Below are 14,430 nucleotides of genomic sequence, written 5' to 3' on the forward strand. Positions count from 1 at the left end.
CGCGACCTAGGCTGCAAGTCAAGCGCGAAACCTATTTACGACTCCACAGGCTCTGTGCGGTCAGGGGCCGATCCAGCGCCGAAGACAGCGCGCCCATGTCAATGCCGGGCAGGCTGGCAAAGGCATCATAGAGCGTATCGGCCCCCGCGGCCTCAAGCGGGATCAGCAGCGCTTCGCCGCCTATCGTGCGCAAGCGCCAGTATTGCCGCCCCGACAGATGCAGCAAACGGATCTCGGCCAGCTCGCGCAGCGCCATCTCACCGCCCATGCCTTGGGGCGCGGCGCTATCAGGGCCGCCAATCGCGCGGGCACGCGACGCCGCGAAATAAGACACCCGCCCCTCGACCACCTCGACCAGCCCCGGCGCGCCCACCGCGCGCGCAAACCGTAAGCGGCGCAGGGCGATCAGCGCGAACGCCACGCCGATGGCACAGGCCGCAGCCCCAAGCGGAATCAGCAGCCAGCCCCCGAGCCAGATCAGCCAGCCGCCAAAGACGACCACGCAGGCGGCGGCGATCACCTCGCGCCAGCGATGCAGGGCTTGCGCCACTTCGGGGCGGATCACTGCCAGTCCCCGATGCCGATTTGCCAAAGGGTGATGGCCGCGCAGACCGCTGTATCGGCGCGCAAAATGCGCGGGCCAAGGCTGATCGGGGTGACGAAAGGCAGGTCGCGCAGCTTGGCGCGCTCGGACGGGGAAAAACCGCCCTCTGGCCCGATCAGGATCGCCCACGGTCCGGGTGGCAGGCTGGCAAGCGTTTCCGCCGGACCGACCAGCGCCTCATCAGCCCACAGGATGCGGCGTGATGTATCCCAGCCGCTCAGCAGCTTGGACAGCGGCTGCAAATCCTCGACCGGCGGGACGAAGGTGCCAAGGCATTGCTCGGCGGCCTCGCGGGCGTGCGCTTGCAGGCGATCTTGGCGGATACGAGCGGAATTGGTGAACTCGCTTTGCATCGGCAGGATGCGCGCGCAGCCCAGTTCGGTCGCCTTTTCGACGATGAAATCGGTGCGCTCTTTTTTGATCGGCGCAAAGATCAGCCAAAGATCGGGCGGATCAAGCTGCGGCGCGGCCTGCGCGACACAGACGAGGATACCGCGCTTTTTATGCGCCTCGGCCACCTCGGCGGTCCATTCGCCATCGCGCCCGTTAAACAGCGCCACGCGGGCACCTTTTTCCAGCCGCATCACCACGAAAAGGTAATGCGCCTGATCGGGGTCAAGCGGCACGGCTTGCCCCGCGCCCAGCGGGTGCTCTACACAGAGTCTGATCTTGGCACGTTCCATAGGGCGGACTTTATGAGCGGAAAAACCGAAACGCCAGAGGCGGCACATCCTGACAGCACCGGAACGGTTGCCGATGCTTATCGGGGCAATTGGGTGGACCGGATTGCGCCTGCGTGGTCGCGCCCCTATCTGCGACTTAGCCGCGCAGATCGCCCGATTGGAACGTGGTTGCTGTTGCTGCCCTGCTGGTGGGGAATTGCGCTGGCCGCCGCGCATACCGGCGGGTTCATCTGGCGTGATCTGTGGCTGGCGGTGGGCTGCGCGATTGGCGCGTTTCTGATGCGCGGCGCGGGCTGCACGTGGAACGACATCACCGACCGCAAGATCGACGCGGGCGTGGCGCGCACCCGGTCGCGCCCGATCCCCTCGGGGCAGGTCAGCGTCAAGGCCGCGCTGGTCTGGCTCGCGCTTCAGGCGTTGATTTCCTTTTCGATCCTGCTGACCTTTAACGCCCCCGCGATCTTGCTGGGGATCGTCTCACTTGCGCCGGTTGCGATCTATCCGTTTGCCAAGCGCTTCACCTGGTGGCCGCAGGTTTTCCTTGGCATTGCGTTCAACTGGGGCGCGCTGCTGGCTTGGGTAGCGCATACCGGTTCGCTGTCCTGGCCGCCGGTGCTGCTGTATCTTTCGGGTCTGGTATGGACGCTGTTTTACGACACGATCTACGCCCATCAGGACAAAGAAGACGATGCGCTGATCGGGGTGAAATCCACCGCACGGCTGTTTGGCGATGATAGCGCAAAATGGCTAGGCGGGTTTCTGATCGCCTCGGTCTCGCTGATGAGCATCGCGGTGCTGATGGCGCTGTTGCCCAATGCCGGTCCGCTGCGTCTGGCGCTGTCGCTGTGTGCACCTTGGGCGATGGGCTGGCATATGCTGTGGCAGATGCGTAATCTTGACATCGACAACCCCGATATTTGCCTTGATCTGTTTCGTGCCAATCGCAACACGGGGCTGCTGGGCGCGCTGTTTCTTGCCATTGGCGCAATCGTGTAGAACCCTTGTGATTGATCCCCGGCCCCCCGCGCCGTAAAGGATGTGCGACCAAGTCCGGCGGGGAGGAGAATTGACAGATGCGCTCGCGCAGCACGTTCATGACCATTGCGGCTTTTGTTATTGCCCTGATCTTGTCGATGGTGATCGCAGGTGGCTCTGCCACCGTGATCGAAAAACGTACGAAATCCGAGGTGCGCCTCGCGATGGAGACCCAAGACCACGGCTGGATGCAAGTCCAGACCGACGGTTTACAGGTCATCCTGAACGGCACCGCCCCCACCGAGGCAGAGCGTTTTCGCGCCGTCGCATTGGCCGACAAATATGTTGATAGCTCGCGCGTTGTGGACAATACCGATGTCGAAAACACCGCAGCGCTTAGCCCGCCGCCGTTTTCCATGCAGATGCTGCGCAATGAAAACGGGATTTCGCTGATCGGGCTGGTGCCGGCATCAGTTGATCGCAAGGCGATTGTTGAAAGCCTGAAAAAAGTTGCCGGCGATGGCGGCGTGACCGATTTGCTGGAATCTGCGGATTATCCCGTGCCTACGGGTTGGGACAAGGCGATGAAATTCGGCCTGAGCACGCTGGAGACGCTGCCGCGTTCCAAGGTGTCGGTGCAAGCTGGCAAGGTTTCGGTCGAGGCGATCACCGACAGCGCGACCGAACAAGGCCGCGTCGAGACCTCGCTGGCACGTCGCCGCCCCGCCGACCTTAAACTTGATTATGATATTTCCGCACCCCGTCCGGTGATCACGCCGTTTACGTTGCGGTTTTTGATCGACGCGGACGGCCCGCATTTCGATGCCTGTTCCGCCGATACCGACAAAGCGCGCGATCAAATCCTGGCAGCGGCCCGCGCGGCTGGTGCGAAAGGCACGCTTAGCTGCACCGTCGGGATGGGTGTGCCCTCGACCGATTGGGCCAAGGCCGCGAGCATGGCGATCACCTCGCTGGGGCAACTTGGCGCCGGGAGTGTCACCTTCTCGGATGCGGATATCGTTCTGGATGTGAAACCCACGGTCGATCAGAAAACCTTTGACGATGTGGTGGGCGAGTTGGAATCCAACCTGCCCGCGGCGTTCTCGCTTAAGGCAACATTGGAACCCAGCGCCACGGCAAAGGCCGCAGAGGCGCAATTCAGCGCGATCCGTGACGGCAAGGGCAGCGTGACCCTGAAGGGGCGCGTTCTGGATGCGCGCCAACGCGACGCGGTCGAAAGCTATGCCCGCGCTCAGTTTGGTCACGATCAGGTCCACGGCGCTACGCGGGTCGATGCGGCGTTGCCCGCAGGTTGGCCGGTGCGCACCTTGGCCGGTCTTGAGGCGCTGACGATGCTGCATGACGGCACGCTGGTTGTGACCGCAAAACAGATCAGCGTGAAAGGCACGACCGGCGATGCGCAGGCCTCTGACAAGATCGCGCGTTTGTTGACGGGGCAACTCGGCGAAGATGTGCAGATGGACCTGCAAGTGAAATATGACAAGCGGCTGGACGAGAAACTGGCGCTGCCCGATGGCAAGGAATGTGTCAGCCGCCTGAACGGGTCGCTGGCCAAGGCCAAGATCAACTTTGATCCGGGCTCGGCTCAGGTGTCAGAAGATAGCGTCAAAGCACTGGACGCGCTGGCGGCGGCGATGAAAAACTGCACCGATTTCCGCATGGAAGTGGATGGCTATACCGACAATCAGGGCCGCGCCGAGATGAACTTGCAGCTTTCCCAAGCGCGCGCGCAAGCGGTTCTGCATGGGCTGCTGGATCGTGGCGTTCTGACCGGCAATCTGGTCGCGAAAGGCTACGGCGAGGACCAACCCATCGCCACCAACGACACCGAAGCCGGGCGCGAACAAAACCGCCGGATCGAATTTGTGCTGCTGGATGAAAAGCCTGTGGATAACGGTCTGGATGACAGCGCCCTAGGCACCGATACCGCCGAGCCGCAATGGAACGGGTCGATAACAGATGATGGGGCAGCTGCTCCGGGCGATGATGGCGTTCCCGCTGCGCAAGAGGCACAGCCCGACGCCGCCAGTTCGGAAACGATACCGGTCGAGACGCCACAAACCGATACACCACGCCCCCGCAACCGCCCCGCGGATCTGGACAAGAAGGGTTAAGAGGACAGGATATGAACAGAACCGAATTCGTTTTTGCCACCGCAATCATCCTCTTTGTGGCCTTCGCGCTTGGCTGGTTTGCCTCGTGGTTGATCCATCGCCTGACCCGCGTCAGCCGCGCGGATATGGGCGAGTTGGAACAGATGGCGCAGGCCCTGCATGACGCCGAAGAAAACCGCGATCAGACATTGGCCTATTACGAGAATCGCGAGGCGGAGTTGAGCACGCAGCTCAACCAATCCGAGGCAGAGCTGCGCGCCGCAATGGATGGCCTACGCGACGCCCGCCACGAGGCCGAGGAGTTGCGCGCCTATATCGAGCGGATGCAGCAGGCCTGAGGACGCCAACGCGCCCTAAAGCGACACCATCCCACCCACGCAAAAGGCCGCCCCCGAGGGAGCGGCCTTTTCCATATCAGCGCAGGAGCGCCTTATTTCTTGTCGTCATCCTCGTCGCCTTCATTATCCTCGGGAAGGTTGAAGAAGCTGTCGGCATTCGAGAAGTCTTTGTTGTCGTCCTCGTTCTCATCCTTGAGATCGGACGAGGTGAAGTTCTCAAGCCCCGCAATCGCAGTCGGCAAGCGCGGCTCGTCGGGCATGCCCAAGGACTGCTCGGTCGAGACCAGTTTGCGCCGCTCGTCATCGCTCATCACGCCTTCAGCCGACGCTTTCTTGGCCGCTTTCTGCACTTCGCCATCCAGTTCGCTCTGGCGACACAGGCCCAGCGCGACCGGATCAATCGGTGTCATGCTTTGGATGTTCCAATGCGTGCGCTCGCGGATCGACTGGATCGTCGGCTTGGTCGTCCCCACAAGGCGTGCGATCTGCGCATCAGCCAGTTCGGGGTGGAACTTCACCAGCCACAAAATCGCGTTCGGGCGATCCTGACGCTTGGACAGCGGCGTGTAGCGCGGGCCGCGGCGTTTATCTTCGCCCACAGCGGCGGCGTTGAATTTCAACTTCAGCTTATACAGCGGGTCCGCCTCGGCCTTGTCGATTTCGGCTTGCTCAAGCTGGTTTGCGGCAACGGGGTCTTGCCCTTTCACGCCAACAGCCACATCGCCATCGGCAATGCCTTGCACCTCAAGCTCGTGCATGCCGCAGAAATCCGCGACCTGTTTGAAGGTGAGCGTTGTATTGTCCACCAGCCACACGGCGGTGGCCTTTGCCATGAGGGGCTTGTTCGTCATCGCGGCCATCCTTTACATATCTCTCCCGGGCCGAGAAACCGGCTGCGGCGAAGGACGTTCCCTGCCGCGGTCCATTTCTGGAAGGGGAATTGAGGCCCATATAGTCGTTTGCGCGTCCGGAGAAAAGAGAAAATGAAAGCCATTGTTCTAGCTGTTACCCTGATCCTAAGCGCGACGCTCGCCCATGCCGATGGTGAGAAGGCGGGAAATTTCGACTATTATGTGCTGTCGCTGAGCTGGTCGCCCACTTGGTGCGCCACCACCGGCGATGCGCGCCACTCGCCTCAATGTGACGCGCGCAACGATTTCTCGTTTGTTCTGCATGGGCTTTGGCCGCAAAACGAAACCGGCTGGCCCAGCTATTGCCATACCGTAGCGCGCGATCCCTCCAAGGCACAAACGGCGGCGATGGAGGATATCATGGGGGCGCCCGGCACCGCTTGGTATCAGTGGAAAAAACACGGGCGCTGCGCGGGGTTGTCCGCCAGCCAGTATTTCGAAACCGCGCGCAAAGCCTATGACAGCGTGGTGATTCCCCCGGTTTTCGCCCATCTGAACCGCGATGTGAAACTGCCCGCCAAGGTGGTGGAGCAGGCATTTCTGGAATCAAATCCCGACCTGCATGCGGATGAGGTCACGATCACCTGCAAACAGGGCCGCATCCAAGAGGTCCGCGTTTGCTTGCGCAAAGACCTCAGCCCGCGCCGCTGTGGCGCAGACACGATCCGCGATTGCAGCCTCAGCGGCGCATTGATGGAAAAGGTGCGCTAGGCCGCGATCCAATCCTCGGCCTGCTGCCGCTCGGCGAGCGAAAACAACCGCATCTCTCCGGGAATCATCGGTGCAAACGCCCGCATCCCCAGCCTGATCCATTCGACATCGCTCACCAGTGCAATTTTGCTGAAATCGCCCAGATGCGTCAGCCCGACCTTGGTGTCATCCCAAGCCGCGCCCAGCGTGAACCCGTCGAAACTGTCGCCGATGATATAGAGCAGCTTGATCTTGCCCAGCGCCGAAAGCTTGTCTTCAATCGCCGGGATCAGCACCGTTTCATAGGCCTGCGCATCGACCTTGCCGATGGCTTCGACGGCCAGAACGGGGTCGGGAAATCCGTCGAGAATCTTGAATCCATCGCTCATCATTCACCTCCTTTGGCGGGGTCAGCCGCCGGCTACTTCCAGCACGATCTTGCCGATATGCTGGCTTGATTCCATGCGCGCATGCGCCGTCGCCGCCTGTGCCAGCGGATAGGCGCTGTCATGGATCACCCGCAGCTTGCCCGCGCTGATCATCGGCCAGACATGCTCGCGCAGTTGCGCTGCAATTGCAGCCTTGGCGGCGTCTGATTGCGGGCGCAGCGTCGATCCGGTGATCGTCAGGCGGCGCATCATCACCTGCGCGAAATTGATCTCGGCCTTGGGGCCCTCGAGAAAGGCGATCATCACCATCCGCCCATCATCCGCCATCGCCTTGATATTGCGCGCAATATAGCTGCCGCCAACCATGTCTAGGATCAGATCGGCACCGCCTTCTGCGCGCAGCACATCGACGAAATCGCCGGTTTTGTAGTTGATCGCGGTCGCACCCAATTCCTCGCAGGCGGCGCATTTCTCGGGGCTGCCCGCCGTGGTGAACACCCGCGCACCCAGCGCCTTGGCAATCTGGATCGCGGTGGTGCCGATGCCGCTGGAACCGCCATGCACCAAGAACCGCTCACCCGCCTTAAGCCCGCCGCGCATCACCACATTGGACCAGACGGTGAAGCAGGTCTCGGGCAGGCATGCCGCCGATTTCAGATCAAGACCAGCGGGCACAGGCAGCGCATGCTCTGCCGGACATGTCGCGTAATCGGCATAGCCGCCACCGGGCAGCAGCGCGCAAACCGCATCGCCCACCGCCCATTGCGTGACGCCCGAACCAAGCGCCGCGACACGACCCGAACATTCCAACCCCGGCAAATCGGACGCACCGGGCGGGGCGCGATAAGCCCCCGCGCGTTGCAGCGCATCGGGCCGATTGACGCCAGCATAGGCCACTTCGATCAGGATCTCGCCGTGACGCGGCACCGGCACGGCGCGCGCGCCCTGAACCAAGACATCCGGCCCGCCAGCTTCGGTGATTTCTACGCAGCGCATCTGTTCGGGCAGCTCCATCAGCGCGCCTCCTTTCCCGGCATGTCGTCGCGCGGTTTTGGCGCACGGATCGTTCCTAGGATTTGCGTCGCGAAGGGCAATTTCAACAGCTTTCCCTTCACTTTTTCGAATTGCATCACGCCCTCAATGCGGCGATCGAGGAACTCCCAGGTCTCGGCGTGATCGTCACTTGTGTCGCCCATCCAATAAAGAACAGTCGACGAATAGACGCCCGACAGCGTGAGCCGCTTGGAATACCAATTGTAATCTTCGCTTTGATCGCCCAAAGCCCGCCAGATCTTGTCGCAGGTCTCCCAAACCAACTTGGAACTGGTCGCGGCATTCTGAGGCAACGCAAATACCGCAGCCCCGCGCCGCACGAGTTCAGGATCGCTCACCTCAAGACGAAAGCGCACCGCCGTAGCGATCCGGTCGCGAAATTTCATCCCCGACAGGTCTGCCTTGGCCACCTTTTCCAGCATCAGCGCATCGCCTGCGCGGTGATATTCAACCGCCAGATCAACCGCCCCACGCGGGCAGATCACGCGCGCCAGCCCCGAATCGATTCCCAGATCCGCCACCGCAGCGCGAAACGAGGGCTCGGACCAGCCATCAAAGGGCACGTGGGGCTTGATCGCGGATAATAGCTCGGCGCGGGCGCGGTCTATGTCGATATGATCGTTTTTCATCGCGTTTCCTCCGTTGGCGGCAGTAGACAAGCCAGCCTTTCCCCCCTATATGGGGCGCTCCTGCAAGCAACTGCAACTCTAACTTAGGAAGGTGGTGACACCACATGCAGGTCAGCGTTCGCGACAACAACGTCGAACAGGCGCTTCGTGCTCTGAAGAAAAAACTTCAGCGCGAGGGTGTGTTTCGTGAAATGAAGCTCAAGCAACATTTCGAGAAGCCCTCCGTCAAAAAAGCGCGCGAGAAAGCCGAGGCCGTTCGTCGTGCCCGTAAATTGGCACGCAAGAAGGCTCAGCGCGAAGGCGCGCTCTAAGCGTCTTTACGCCGCTCAAGGCGTCTGAAAATGCTGGCGGGCTTGCCCGCGCTGATGACCCCCGTGGCTTCGCCGTCGGGGGTTTTTGGTTTTCTAAACCCCGCGACACCGATTTAACCTTGCCTAAATCGCCCCACCGCCTACCCTCGCACGACGCATTGGCTCTTTAGGCTGGAACCTCTTTCAAACATGCCCGATGTCCGGCCCGTCATACATTTGCTTGGTCTCATCCTTGCCGCACTCGGCGCGTCGATGCTGCTACCAATGGCAATTGACCTGCACGACACCAACCCGAATTGGCAGGAATTCCTTGAAGCTGCGATTGAAACGATGCTGGTGGGCACGCTGCTTGCGATAACCACGCGCGGTGAAAACAATGACGGACTAACCACGCGACAAGCCTATCTACTGACCGCCGGGATCTGGCTGGCCGTGCCGCTGTTTGCGGCTCTGGCGTTTATCGAGGGCGCGCCGCATGTCACCTTTACCAAGGCCTATTTCGAGGCTGCCTCGGGGATCACGACCACCGGCTATACGGTGTTCACCGATCTCGATGATCTGCCGCGCTCGGTCCTGTTATGGCGCGCGATGCTGAACTGGTTCGGCGGGCTTGGCATCGCCTTTGTCGCGATGATCTTCCTGCCCGTGCTGCGCATTGGCGGGATGCGATATTTCCAGACAGAGGGCTTTGATACGCTGGGCAAAGTGATGCCACGTGCCCGTGACATCGCGAAGTCCTTGCTTTGGGTCTATTGCTCGCTGACCTTTCTCTGTGCCCTCAGCTACGTCATCACCGGCATGAGCCTGTTCGACGCGATTTGCTACGCAATGGCGACACTGGCGACGGGGGGATTTGGCACCCACGATTCCAGTTTTGCGGGCTTTCCGCCCGCCGCGCAATATGCCGGAACGCTCTTTATGCTCGCCTCGGCGCTGCCCTTCATTCGCTACGTTCAACTTGGCCACGGCAATCTGCGCCCGTTTTGGGGCGACCCCCAAGTGCGCGCCTTTCTGCGCTGGTTTGCGATTGCTTTGGGGGCCTTGCTGATCTGGCGCTATGCCCATCAACAGGGGTCATTCGAGGAGGTGTTGCGCGACAGCAGTTTCAACCTGTCCTCGATCATGACAGGCACCGGTTTTGGCACATCCGATGTCTCCCATTGGGGAAGCTTCGGTCTGGTTTTGGTCTATTGGGTGGGGCTGATTGGCGGCTGCACCGGATCAAGTTCCGGCGCGCTTTCGGTGTTTCGTTGGCAGGCGCTGGCGGCGGTCATCCGCACCTCGGTGCGCCGGTTGCACGCACCGCATCGGGTGATTTTGCCACGCCTCTACGGCAAAGTTCTTGAGGAAGACGTGCTGTCTTCGCTAATCTTGTATTTCACCGGTTATATTCTGGCGCTTGGTGTGATTTCGGTCGCGATCTCCATGACGGGTGCCGATTTCATCTCGGCGCTCTTTGCCACTTGGGGGGCGCTGGGAAATATCGGCTATGCCGTCGGCCCCCTAAGCGCGAGCAGTGGCACGATGGCCGCGTTTTCTGACGCTGCAACCTGGCTGATGACGCTGGCGATGCTGCTGGGGCGGATCGGGATGCTGGCAATCCTCGTGCTGTTTTCACCACGCTTCTGGCGTGCCTAGATCAAACCGGCAGCGCGGTCGTCCATTGCACACATTTCAGTGAAAAACTTGACTGGATCTGCATCACACCGGGCAGGCAGGCCAGTTTGGCGCGGTGTAGGCGCGCAAAATCCTCGGTGTCTTTGGCGACCACCTTTAACAGGTAATCCGCAGATCCCGCCATCAAATGACACTCAAGAACTTCGGGCACTTTCTGCACCTCGCGCTCAAAGGCGGCAAGGATCTCATCTGCCTGTCCTGACAGCTTGATCTCGACATAGATGACCGTCGTCCGCCCCATCTTACGCGCATCCAAAAGCGCAACGTAATCGCGGATATAGCCCTCTTCTTCCAGCCGCTGGACACGCCGGTGACAGGCCGAGGGCGAGAGATTCACCCGCTCACTCAGGTCGGCATTCGAGATTCGCCCCGACTTTTGCAACACCGTCAACAACCGACGGTCTGTCGCGTCCAATTTGCCATCCATGCAAGTTCCTGTCGATTTAGGCTGTCTTGACCGAAGATATCGGCGGCGCGCGTCAGCGACAACCGATTATTGGCAAACCATTGCCGCGCGACGAAACTCATAATGACTTACGAGCGTTACAGGACCATTGGAGGAGGAAACGCGATGAAAATTGGAACGGTGCGTGAAATCAAAACACGTGAATATCGGGTCGGGCTGACACCAGCTGCGGCCCATGAAGCCGTGGCACATGGCCACGAAGTGCTTGTCGAAGCGGGCGCAGGGCTGGGCGCGGGCTTTGATGATGCTGATTACGAGGCCGTTGGCGCCAAAATTTCATCCAACGCCAAGGCGGTTTTTGAGGCTGCCGACATGATCGTGAAGGTCAAAGAGCCGCAAGCGGACGAGCGCGCGATGCTGCGCAAAGGTCAGATCCTGTTCACCTATCTGCATTTGGCCGCTGACGAACCCCAAGCGCGTGAGTTGATGCAATCGGGCGCGACCTGCATCGCTTATGAAACCGTGACGGCGCGGGATGGCACCTTGCCCCTGCTTGCGCCGATGTCCGAAGTTGCCGGGCGGCTTGCGCCACAAATGGGCGCTTGGACATTGCAAAAGGCCAATGGCGGGCGTGGCGTATTGATGGGCGGCGTGCCCGGTGTGCCCCCAGCCAAAGTCGTGGTGATCGGGGGCGGCGTGGTTGGCACGCATGCGGCGCGCGTGGCCGCTGGGATGGGGGCGGATGTGACGGTGCTGGACCGTTCCTTGCCGCGTCTGCGCTATCTCGACGACACGTTCGGCGGGATGTTCCGCACGGCCTATTCCTCAAAAGCCGAGACCGCCGAACTGGTGGCCGGGGCCGATCTGGTGATTGGTGCGGTGCTGATACCGGGGGCAGCAGCGCCCAAACTGGTGACGCGCGATATGTTGAAAACGATGAAGCCGGGTGCAGCGATTGTCGATGTGGCGATTGATCAGGGCGGCTGCGTGGAAACCTCGCACGCGACCACGCATGATGATCCGATTTATGAGGTCGACGGCATCGTGCATTATTGCGTGGCGAATATGCCCGGCGCGGTGGCGCGCACGGCAACGCTGGCGCTGTCAAACGCGACCCAACCCTTCATGCTGGCGCTTGCCGACAAAGGCTGGGAGCGCGCCTGCGCCGAGGATCCCCATCTTGCTGCCGGGCTGAACGTATATGACGGCCAGATCACCTATCCTGCGGTGGCAGAGGCGCTGAACCTGCCGCTCAGTAAAACGGAAACCCTGCTGCACGCAGCACAGTAAAACGACAAAAGGCCCGGAGCTTTGCCCGGGCCTTAGTCAATCAGCACTTGGCCGACTTATTTTTTCAACGAGTCGCGAATTTCAAGCAGAACATCCAGCTCGCTTGGGCCGGTTGCCACTTCGGGCGCAACTTCGTCGGGCTTTTCCGCAGCGGATTTGACGCGGTTCACCATCTTGACCAGCATGAACACCACGAACGCGATGATCAGGAAGTTGATGACGGCCATGATGAACGAGCCGTAAGCAAAGACCGAAGCCCCGGCATCGCGCGCGGCTGCAAGGCTTGCGCCGGCGGGAACTTCGCCGGCCAGCACGGCGTATTTGTTGGAGAAATCCACGCCCCCCGTGATCAAGCCGATGATCGGGTTGATCAGATCCCCCACCAGCGATGTCACGATTGCGGTAAACGCGGCGCCGACGATAATGCCGACCGCCATATCCATTACATTGCCTTTGGCAATGAAGTCCTTGAACTCTTGAATCATTCTCTGCCCCTTAGAGATAGCCCGAATTGCTTCCGAGCGCCAAGATGTTAACATAGATTAACCGCGTATGGCGAGTTGCTATCTATGTTCACCCCGTCAGAGGCTGAGCGTTTCCTTCTTGGCCTGCCAAGCCACTATCACCCGGGGTTGGTCTGGCAGGTCTATGAAACACCTTTAGCGCTATTCTTTGTCTCACGTCGAATTGGACCCAGATTTCAGGCTGCTGCAAAAGACTTCTCTGCCATCCTGCACCGTAAAACGACCTAACCGCGATGCGGCGCTGCCGTAGAGCCGCCCTGCCCACTTAATGTCGCCGTGCACGGGCACGCGCGACCAAGCGCCCGGCAACCCAAGCCGCGCAATACGTGTTGCTTACGGGCGCGACGGGCGAAATATCAAGCGCCTCACCCGAGGAAACCTCATACAGGCGCGCGCGGGCATCTGACCGCGCGGTCATCGCGATTTCCTCAGGCGAGCAGGCCAGCCCCTCTTGCGCCAATGCAATTGCCTCATCAGGGGCGATATTGGGATTAAACGGGGCCTCAATCGCATCCGGATTATCAATCCAAGCCTGAAGCCGTGTTTGCACCGCTGCAATCCGGGCGCAGGCAAGATCGCGTTGATCGGCGCGAAATGCGCGTTCCAGCGGTAGGGTTTCGGCCAAAGACGCCCGTTCGTCACGCAGGTTTGCTGCGGCATCGCGAAGGGCCGCCGCATCACTTGCATCAGAACACGCGGCATCAGTTTCACAGGCGGCAATCATCCCGTCGATGACGGTGATACGATTTTGCGCGATCACTTCGGCAGCTTCAGCAAAAGCAAGGTCGCGCGAGGCTAGGCGCAACTCATCCAGCGCGGCTTCGATCGGGTAGGCCCCACCGAATTCTGCATGCGACTGGTGTGGGCCGGCATCGGCCCAGTAAGTATCTTGGAACATGGCAGTGTCCCTCCTTTGGCAGCCTTTGCACGCTGCCATAGGAGAGTGAACAAGGAGTGAACAAAACGGGGGAAATCAACCTAGAGACGATTGAACGTCTAAAACTTTAGGCTTTTTCCGTCAGAACTTTTTTCAGCGGATCGAACATCGCGTTATTGGCGGAAATCACCGAGCCCGATTCAAAGATCGTGCGGCCCTCGCGCAGCGACGACACAAAGCCGCCCGCCTCTTTCACCAGAATCAGCCCAGCGGCGACATCCCAGGAATTCAAACCACGCTCCCAATAGCCCTCATAGCGCCCCGAGGCGACATAGGCGAGGTCCAGCGACGCCGCGCCCCAGCGCCGCACACCGGCACATTGTGGCATCAGGCGCGCAAGGTCTTGCAAGGTGGCAGGCAGGGTCGCTTTGCCGCCAAAGGGCACGCCAGTCGCAAAGATCGACTCGATCATTTTGTGACGCCCCGAAACGCGCAAGCGCGTTTCATTCATAAACGCACCAAGACCTTTTTCGGCGTAATACATCTCGTCCTTGGCGGCATCAAAAACCACGCCCGCAATCACTTCGCCCTTGTGCTCCAGCGCGATAGAAACGGCCCAATGGGGCAAGCCGTGCAGGAAGTTCGTCGTGCCATCAAGCGGATCTACAATCCAGCGGCGGGTCGGGTCTTCGCCCTCTTCCTCGCCGGTTTCTTCGCCAACCCAGCCATAGGACGGGCGTGCGGCGCGCAGGTCTTCTTTGATGATCGCTTCTGCCTCGCGGTCGGCTTTCGACACGAAGTCGCCCGGCCCCTTGGACGAGACCTGAAGGTTCTCTACCTCGCGGAAATCCTTGACCAGCGAGCGGCCCGCCTTGCGCGCGGCCTTGATCATCAGGTTGAGGTTTGCGCTGCCTTGCATCGGGGGGCTCCTTCGGCTT

17 protein-coding genes are annotated in these 14,430 nt (G+C 60.6%); 7 read left to right on the forward strand and 10 right to left on the reverse strand.

Going from position 1 to position 14,430, the window contains the following annotated elements; translation table 11 throughout:
* Positions 1-31: 31 nt before the first annotated feature.
* The gene (locus tag DT23_RS16400; RefSeq protein ID WP_038132991.1) at positions 32-565 is read right to left on the reverse strand and encodes a hypothetical protein; all 534 of its coding nucleotides are present in this window, start codon (positions 563-565) and stop codon (positions 32-34) included.
* Entirely contained in the window at positions 562-1,287 is a 726-nt protein-coding gene (locus DT23_RS16405) for a 16S rRNA (uracil(1498)-N(3))-methyltransferase (RefSeq protein WP_038132993.1), read from the reverse strand. The genes DT23_RS16400 and DT23_RS16405 overlap by 4 nt, the downstream gene beginning before the upstream one ends.
* Before the next feature lie 12 nt (positions 1,288-1,299).
* Between DT23_RS16405 and ubiA the strand changes: the two genes are divergently transcribed.
* The 3 genes from ubiA (at position 1,300) to DT23_RS16420 (ending at position 4,735) form a co-directional block, all read left to right on the forward strand.
* Positions 1,300-2,283, forward strand: coding sequence for a 4-hydroxybenzoate octaprenyltransferase (gene ubiA, locus DT23_RS16410; RefSeq protein WP_038132997.1), 984 nt, complete (start codon positions 1,300-1,302; stop codon positions 2,281-2,283).
* A gap of 77 nt (positions 2,284-2,360) precedes the next feature.
* Positions 2,361-4,397 (forward strand): OmpA family protein, encoded by a 2,037-nt coding sequence (locus DT23_RS16415; RefSeq protein ID WP_051697379.1) that lies wholly within the window; start codon positions 2,361-2,363, stop codon positions 4,395-4,397.
* A gap of 11 nt (positions 4,398-4,408) precedes the next feature.
* A complete protein-coding gene (locus tag DT23_RS16420; RefSeq protein WP_038132999.1) occupies positions 4,409-4,735 on the forward strand; it encodes a hypothetical protein in 327 nt (108 codons plus the stop codon).
* 92 nt (positions 4,736-4,827) lie between these two features.
* On the opposite strand, the gene DT23_RS16425 is transcribed toward DT23_RS16420, so the two are convergent.
* The gene (locus DT23_RS16425; RefSeq protein ID WP_038133128.1) at positions 4,828-5,586 is read right to left on the reverse strand and encodes a DUF1013 domain-containing protein; all 759 of its coding nucleotides are present in this window, start codon (positions 5,584-5,586) and stop codon (positions 4,828-4,830) included.
* Positions 5,587-5,718: 132 nt separating this feature from the next.
* Here DT23_RS16425 and DT23_RS16430 point away from each other — a divergent pair, with 132 nt between their 5' ends.
* Positions 5,719-6,357: a ribonuclease T2 family protein gene (locus DT23_RS16430; protein ID WP_038133001.1), complete on the forward strand. Its 639-nt coding sequence runs from the start codon at positions 5,719-5,721 to the stop codon at positions 6,355-6,357.
* Here DT23_RS16430 and DT23_RS16435 read toward each other — a convergent pair.
* The 3 genes from DT23_RS16435 to DT23_RS16445 are packed head-to-tail and all read right to left on the reverse strand — an operon-like array spanning position 6,354 to position 8,407.
* The gene (locus tag DT23_RS16435; protein WP_038133003.1) at positions 6,354-6,725 is read right to left on the reverse strand and encodes a SpoIIAA family protein; all 372 of its coding nucleotides are present in this window, start codon (positions 6,723-6,725) and stop codon (positions 6,354-6,356) included. The two genes, DT23_RS16430 and DT23_RS16435, sit on opposite strands and share 4 nt — an antisense overlap.
* Positions 6,726-6,746: 21 nt before the next feature.
* Positions 6,747-7,739: an NAD(P)H-quinone oxidoreductase gene (locus DT23_RS16440; RefSeq protein WP_038133004.1), complete on the reverse strand. Its 993-nt coding sequence runs from the start codon at positions 7,737-7,739 to the stop codon at positions 6,747-6,749.
* Positions 7,739-8,407 (reverse strand): COQ9 family protein, encoded by a 669-nt coding sequence (locus tag DT23_RS16445; RefSeq protein WP_038133006.1) that lies wholly within the window; start codon positions 8,405-8,407, stop codon positions 7,739-7,741. Before DT23_RS16445 ends, DT23_RS16440 begins: the two co-directional genes overlap by 1 nt.
* A gap of 104 nt (positions 8,408-8,511) precedes the next feature.
* Between DT23_RS16445 and rpsU the strand changes: the two genes are divergently transcribed.
* Entirely contained in the window at positions 8,512-8,718 is a 207-nt protein-coding gene (gene rpsU / locus DT23_RS16450; protein ID WP_011748553.1) for a 30S ribosomal protein S21, read from the forward strand.
* Positions 8,719-8,970: 252 nt separating this feature from the next.
* On the forward strand, positions 8,971-10,356 hold the full coding sequence (locus tag DT23_RS16455; RefSeq protein WP_240473648.1) for a TrkH family potassium uptake protein: 1,386 nt from the start codon (positions 8,971-8,973) through the stop codon (positions 10,354-10,356).
* Between the two features lies 1 nt (position 10,357).
* Here DT23_RS16455 and DT23_RS16460 read toward each other — a convergent pair whose 3' ends face one another.
* A complete protein-coding gene (locus tag DT23_RS16460) occupies positions 10,358-10,822 on the reverse strand; it encodes an Lrp/AsnC family transcriptional regulator (RefSeq protein WP_038133010.1) in 465 nt (154 codons plus the stop codon).
* A 144-nt stretch (positions 10,823-10,966) separates the two neighbouring features.
* Between DT23_RS16460 and ald the strand changes: the two genes are divergently transcribed.
* On the forward strand, positions 10,967-12,091 hold the full coding sequence (gene ald / locus DT23_RS16465; protein ID WP_038133012.1) for an alanine dehydrogenase: 1,125 nt from the start codon (positions 10,967-10,969) through the stop codon (positions 12,089-12,091).
* Between the two features lie 56 nt (positions 12,092-12,147).
* Here ald and mscL read toward each other — a convergent pair whose 3' ends face one another.
* The 3 genes from mscL to DT23_RS16480 all read right to left on the reverse strand — a co-directional run bounded on the left by mscL (position 12,148) and on the right by DT23_RS16480 (position 14,411).
* Positions 12,148-12,576 (reverse strand): large conductance mechanosensitive channel protein MscL, encoded by a 429-nt coding sequence (mscL, locus tag DT23_RS16470; protein ID WP_038133015.1) that lies wholly within the window; start codon positions 12,574-12,576, stop codon positions 12,148-12,150.
* Between the two features lie 304 nt (positions 12,577-12,880).
* Positions 12,881-13,513, reverse strand: a complete 633-nt coding sequence (locus tag DT23_RS16475) for a hypothetical protein (RefSeq protein ID WP_038133017.1) — start codon at positions 13,511-13,513, stop codon at positions 12,881-12,883.
* A 106-nt stretch (positions 13,514-13,619) separates the two neighbouring features.
* On the reverse strand, positions 13,620-14,411 hold the full coding sequence (locus DT23_RS16480) for an inositol monophosphatase family protein (RefSeq protein ID WP_038133018.1): 792 nt from the start codon (positions 14,409-14,411) through the stop codon (positions 13,620-13,622).
* Positions 14,412-14,430 lie beyond the last annotated feature (19 nt).

Origin of the sequence: Thioclava indica (assembly GCF_000714545.1) — a bacterium.
Taxonomy (GTDB): domain Bacteria; phylum Pseudomonadota; class Alphaproteobacteria; order Rhodobacterales; family Rhodobacteraceae; genus Thioclava; species Thioclava indica.

Bases quoted from the DNA above. Each gene is read 5' to 3' on its own strand.
- DT23_RS16405 (WP_038132993.1), bottom strand. From the start codon at position 1,287: ATGGAACGTGCCAAGATCAGACTCTGTGTAGAGCACCCGCTGGGCGCG.
- ubiA (WP_038132997.1), top strand. From the start codon at position 1,300: ATGAGCGGAAAAACCGAAACGCCAGAGGCGGCACATCCTGACAGCACC.
- DT23_RS16415 (WP_051697379.1), top strand. From the start codon at position 2,361: ATGCGCTCGCGCAGCACGTTCATGACCATTGCGGCTTTTGTTATTGCC.
- DT23_RS16420 (WP_038132999.1), top strand. From the start codon at position 4,409: ATGAACAGAACCGAATTCGTTTTTGCCACCGCAATCATCCTCTTTGTG.
- DT23_RS16425 (WP_038133128.1), bottom strand. From the start codon at position 5,586: ATGACGAACAAGCCCCTCATGGCAAAGGCCACCGCCGTGTGGCTGGTG.
- DT23_RS16430 (WP_038133001.1), top strand. From the start codon at position 5,719: ATGAAAGCCATTGTTCTAGCTGTTACCCTGATCCTAAGCGCGACGCTC.
- DT23_RS16435 (WP_038133003.1), bottom strand. From the start codon at position 6,725: ATGAGCGATGGATTCAAGATTCTCGACGGATTTCCCGACCCCGTTCTG.
- DT23_RS16440 (WP_038133004.1), bottom strand. From the start codon at position 7,739: ATGGAGCTGCCCGAACAGATGCGCTGCGTAGAAATCACCGAAGCTGGC.
- DT23_RS16445 (WP_038133006.1), bottom strand. From the start codon at position 8,407: ATGAAAAACGATCATATCGACATAGACCGCGCCCGCGCCGAGCTATTA.
- rpsU (WP_011748553.1), top strand. From the start codon at position 8,512: ATGCAGGTCAGCGTTCGCGACAACAACGTCGAACAGGCGCTTCGTGCT.
- DT23_RS16455 (WP_240473648.1), top strand. From the start codon at position 8,971: ATGCTGCTACCAATGGCAATTGACCTGCACGACACCAACCCGAATTGG.
- DT23_RS16460 (WP_038133010.1), bottom strand. From the start codon at position 10,822: ATGGATGGCAAATTGGACGCGACAGACCGTCGGTTGTTGACGGTGTTG.
- ald (WP_038133012.1), top strand. From the start codon at position 10,967: ATGAAAATTGGAACGGTGCGTGAAATCAAAACACGTGAATATCGGGTC.
- mscL (WP_038133015.1), bottom strand. From the start codon at position 12,576: ATGATTCAAGAGTTCAAGGACTTCATTGCCAAAGGCAATGTAATGGAT.
- DT23_RS16475 (WP_038133017.1), bottom strand. From the start codon at position 13,513: ATGTTCCAAGATACTTACTGGGCCGATGCCGGCCCACACCAGTCGCAT.
- DT23_RS16480 (WP_038133018.1), bottom strand. From the start codon at position 14,411: ATGCAAGGCAGCGCAAACCTCAACCTGATGATCAAGGCCGCGCGCAAG.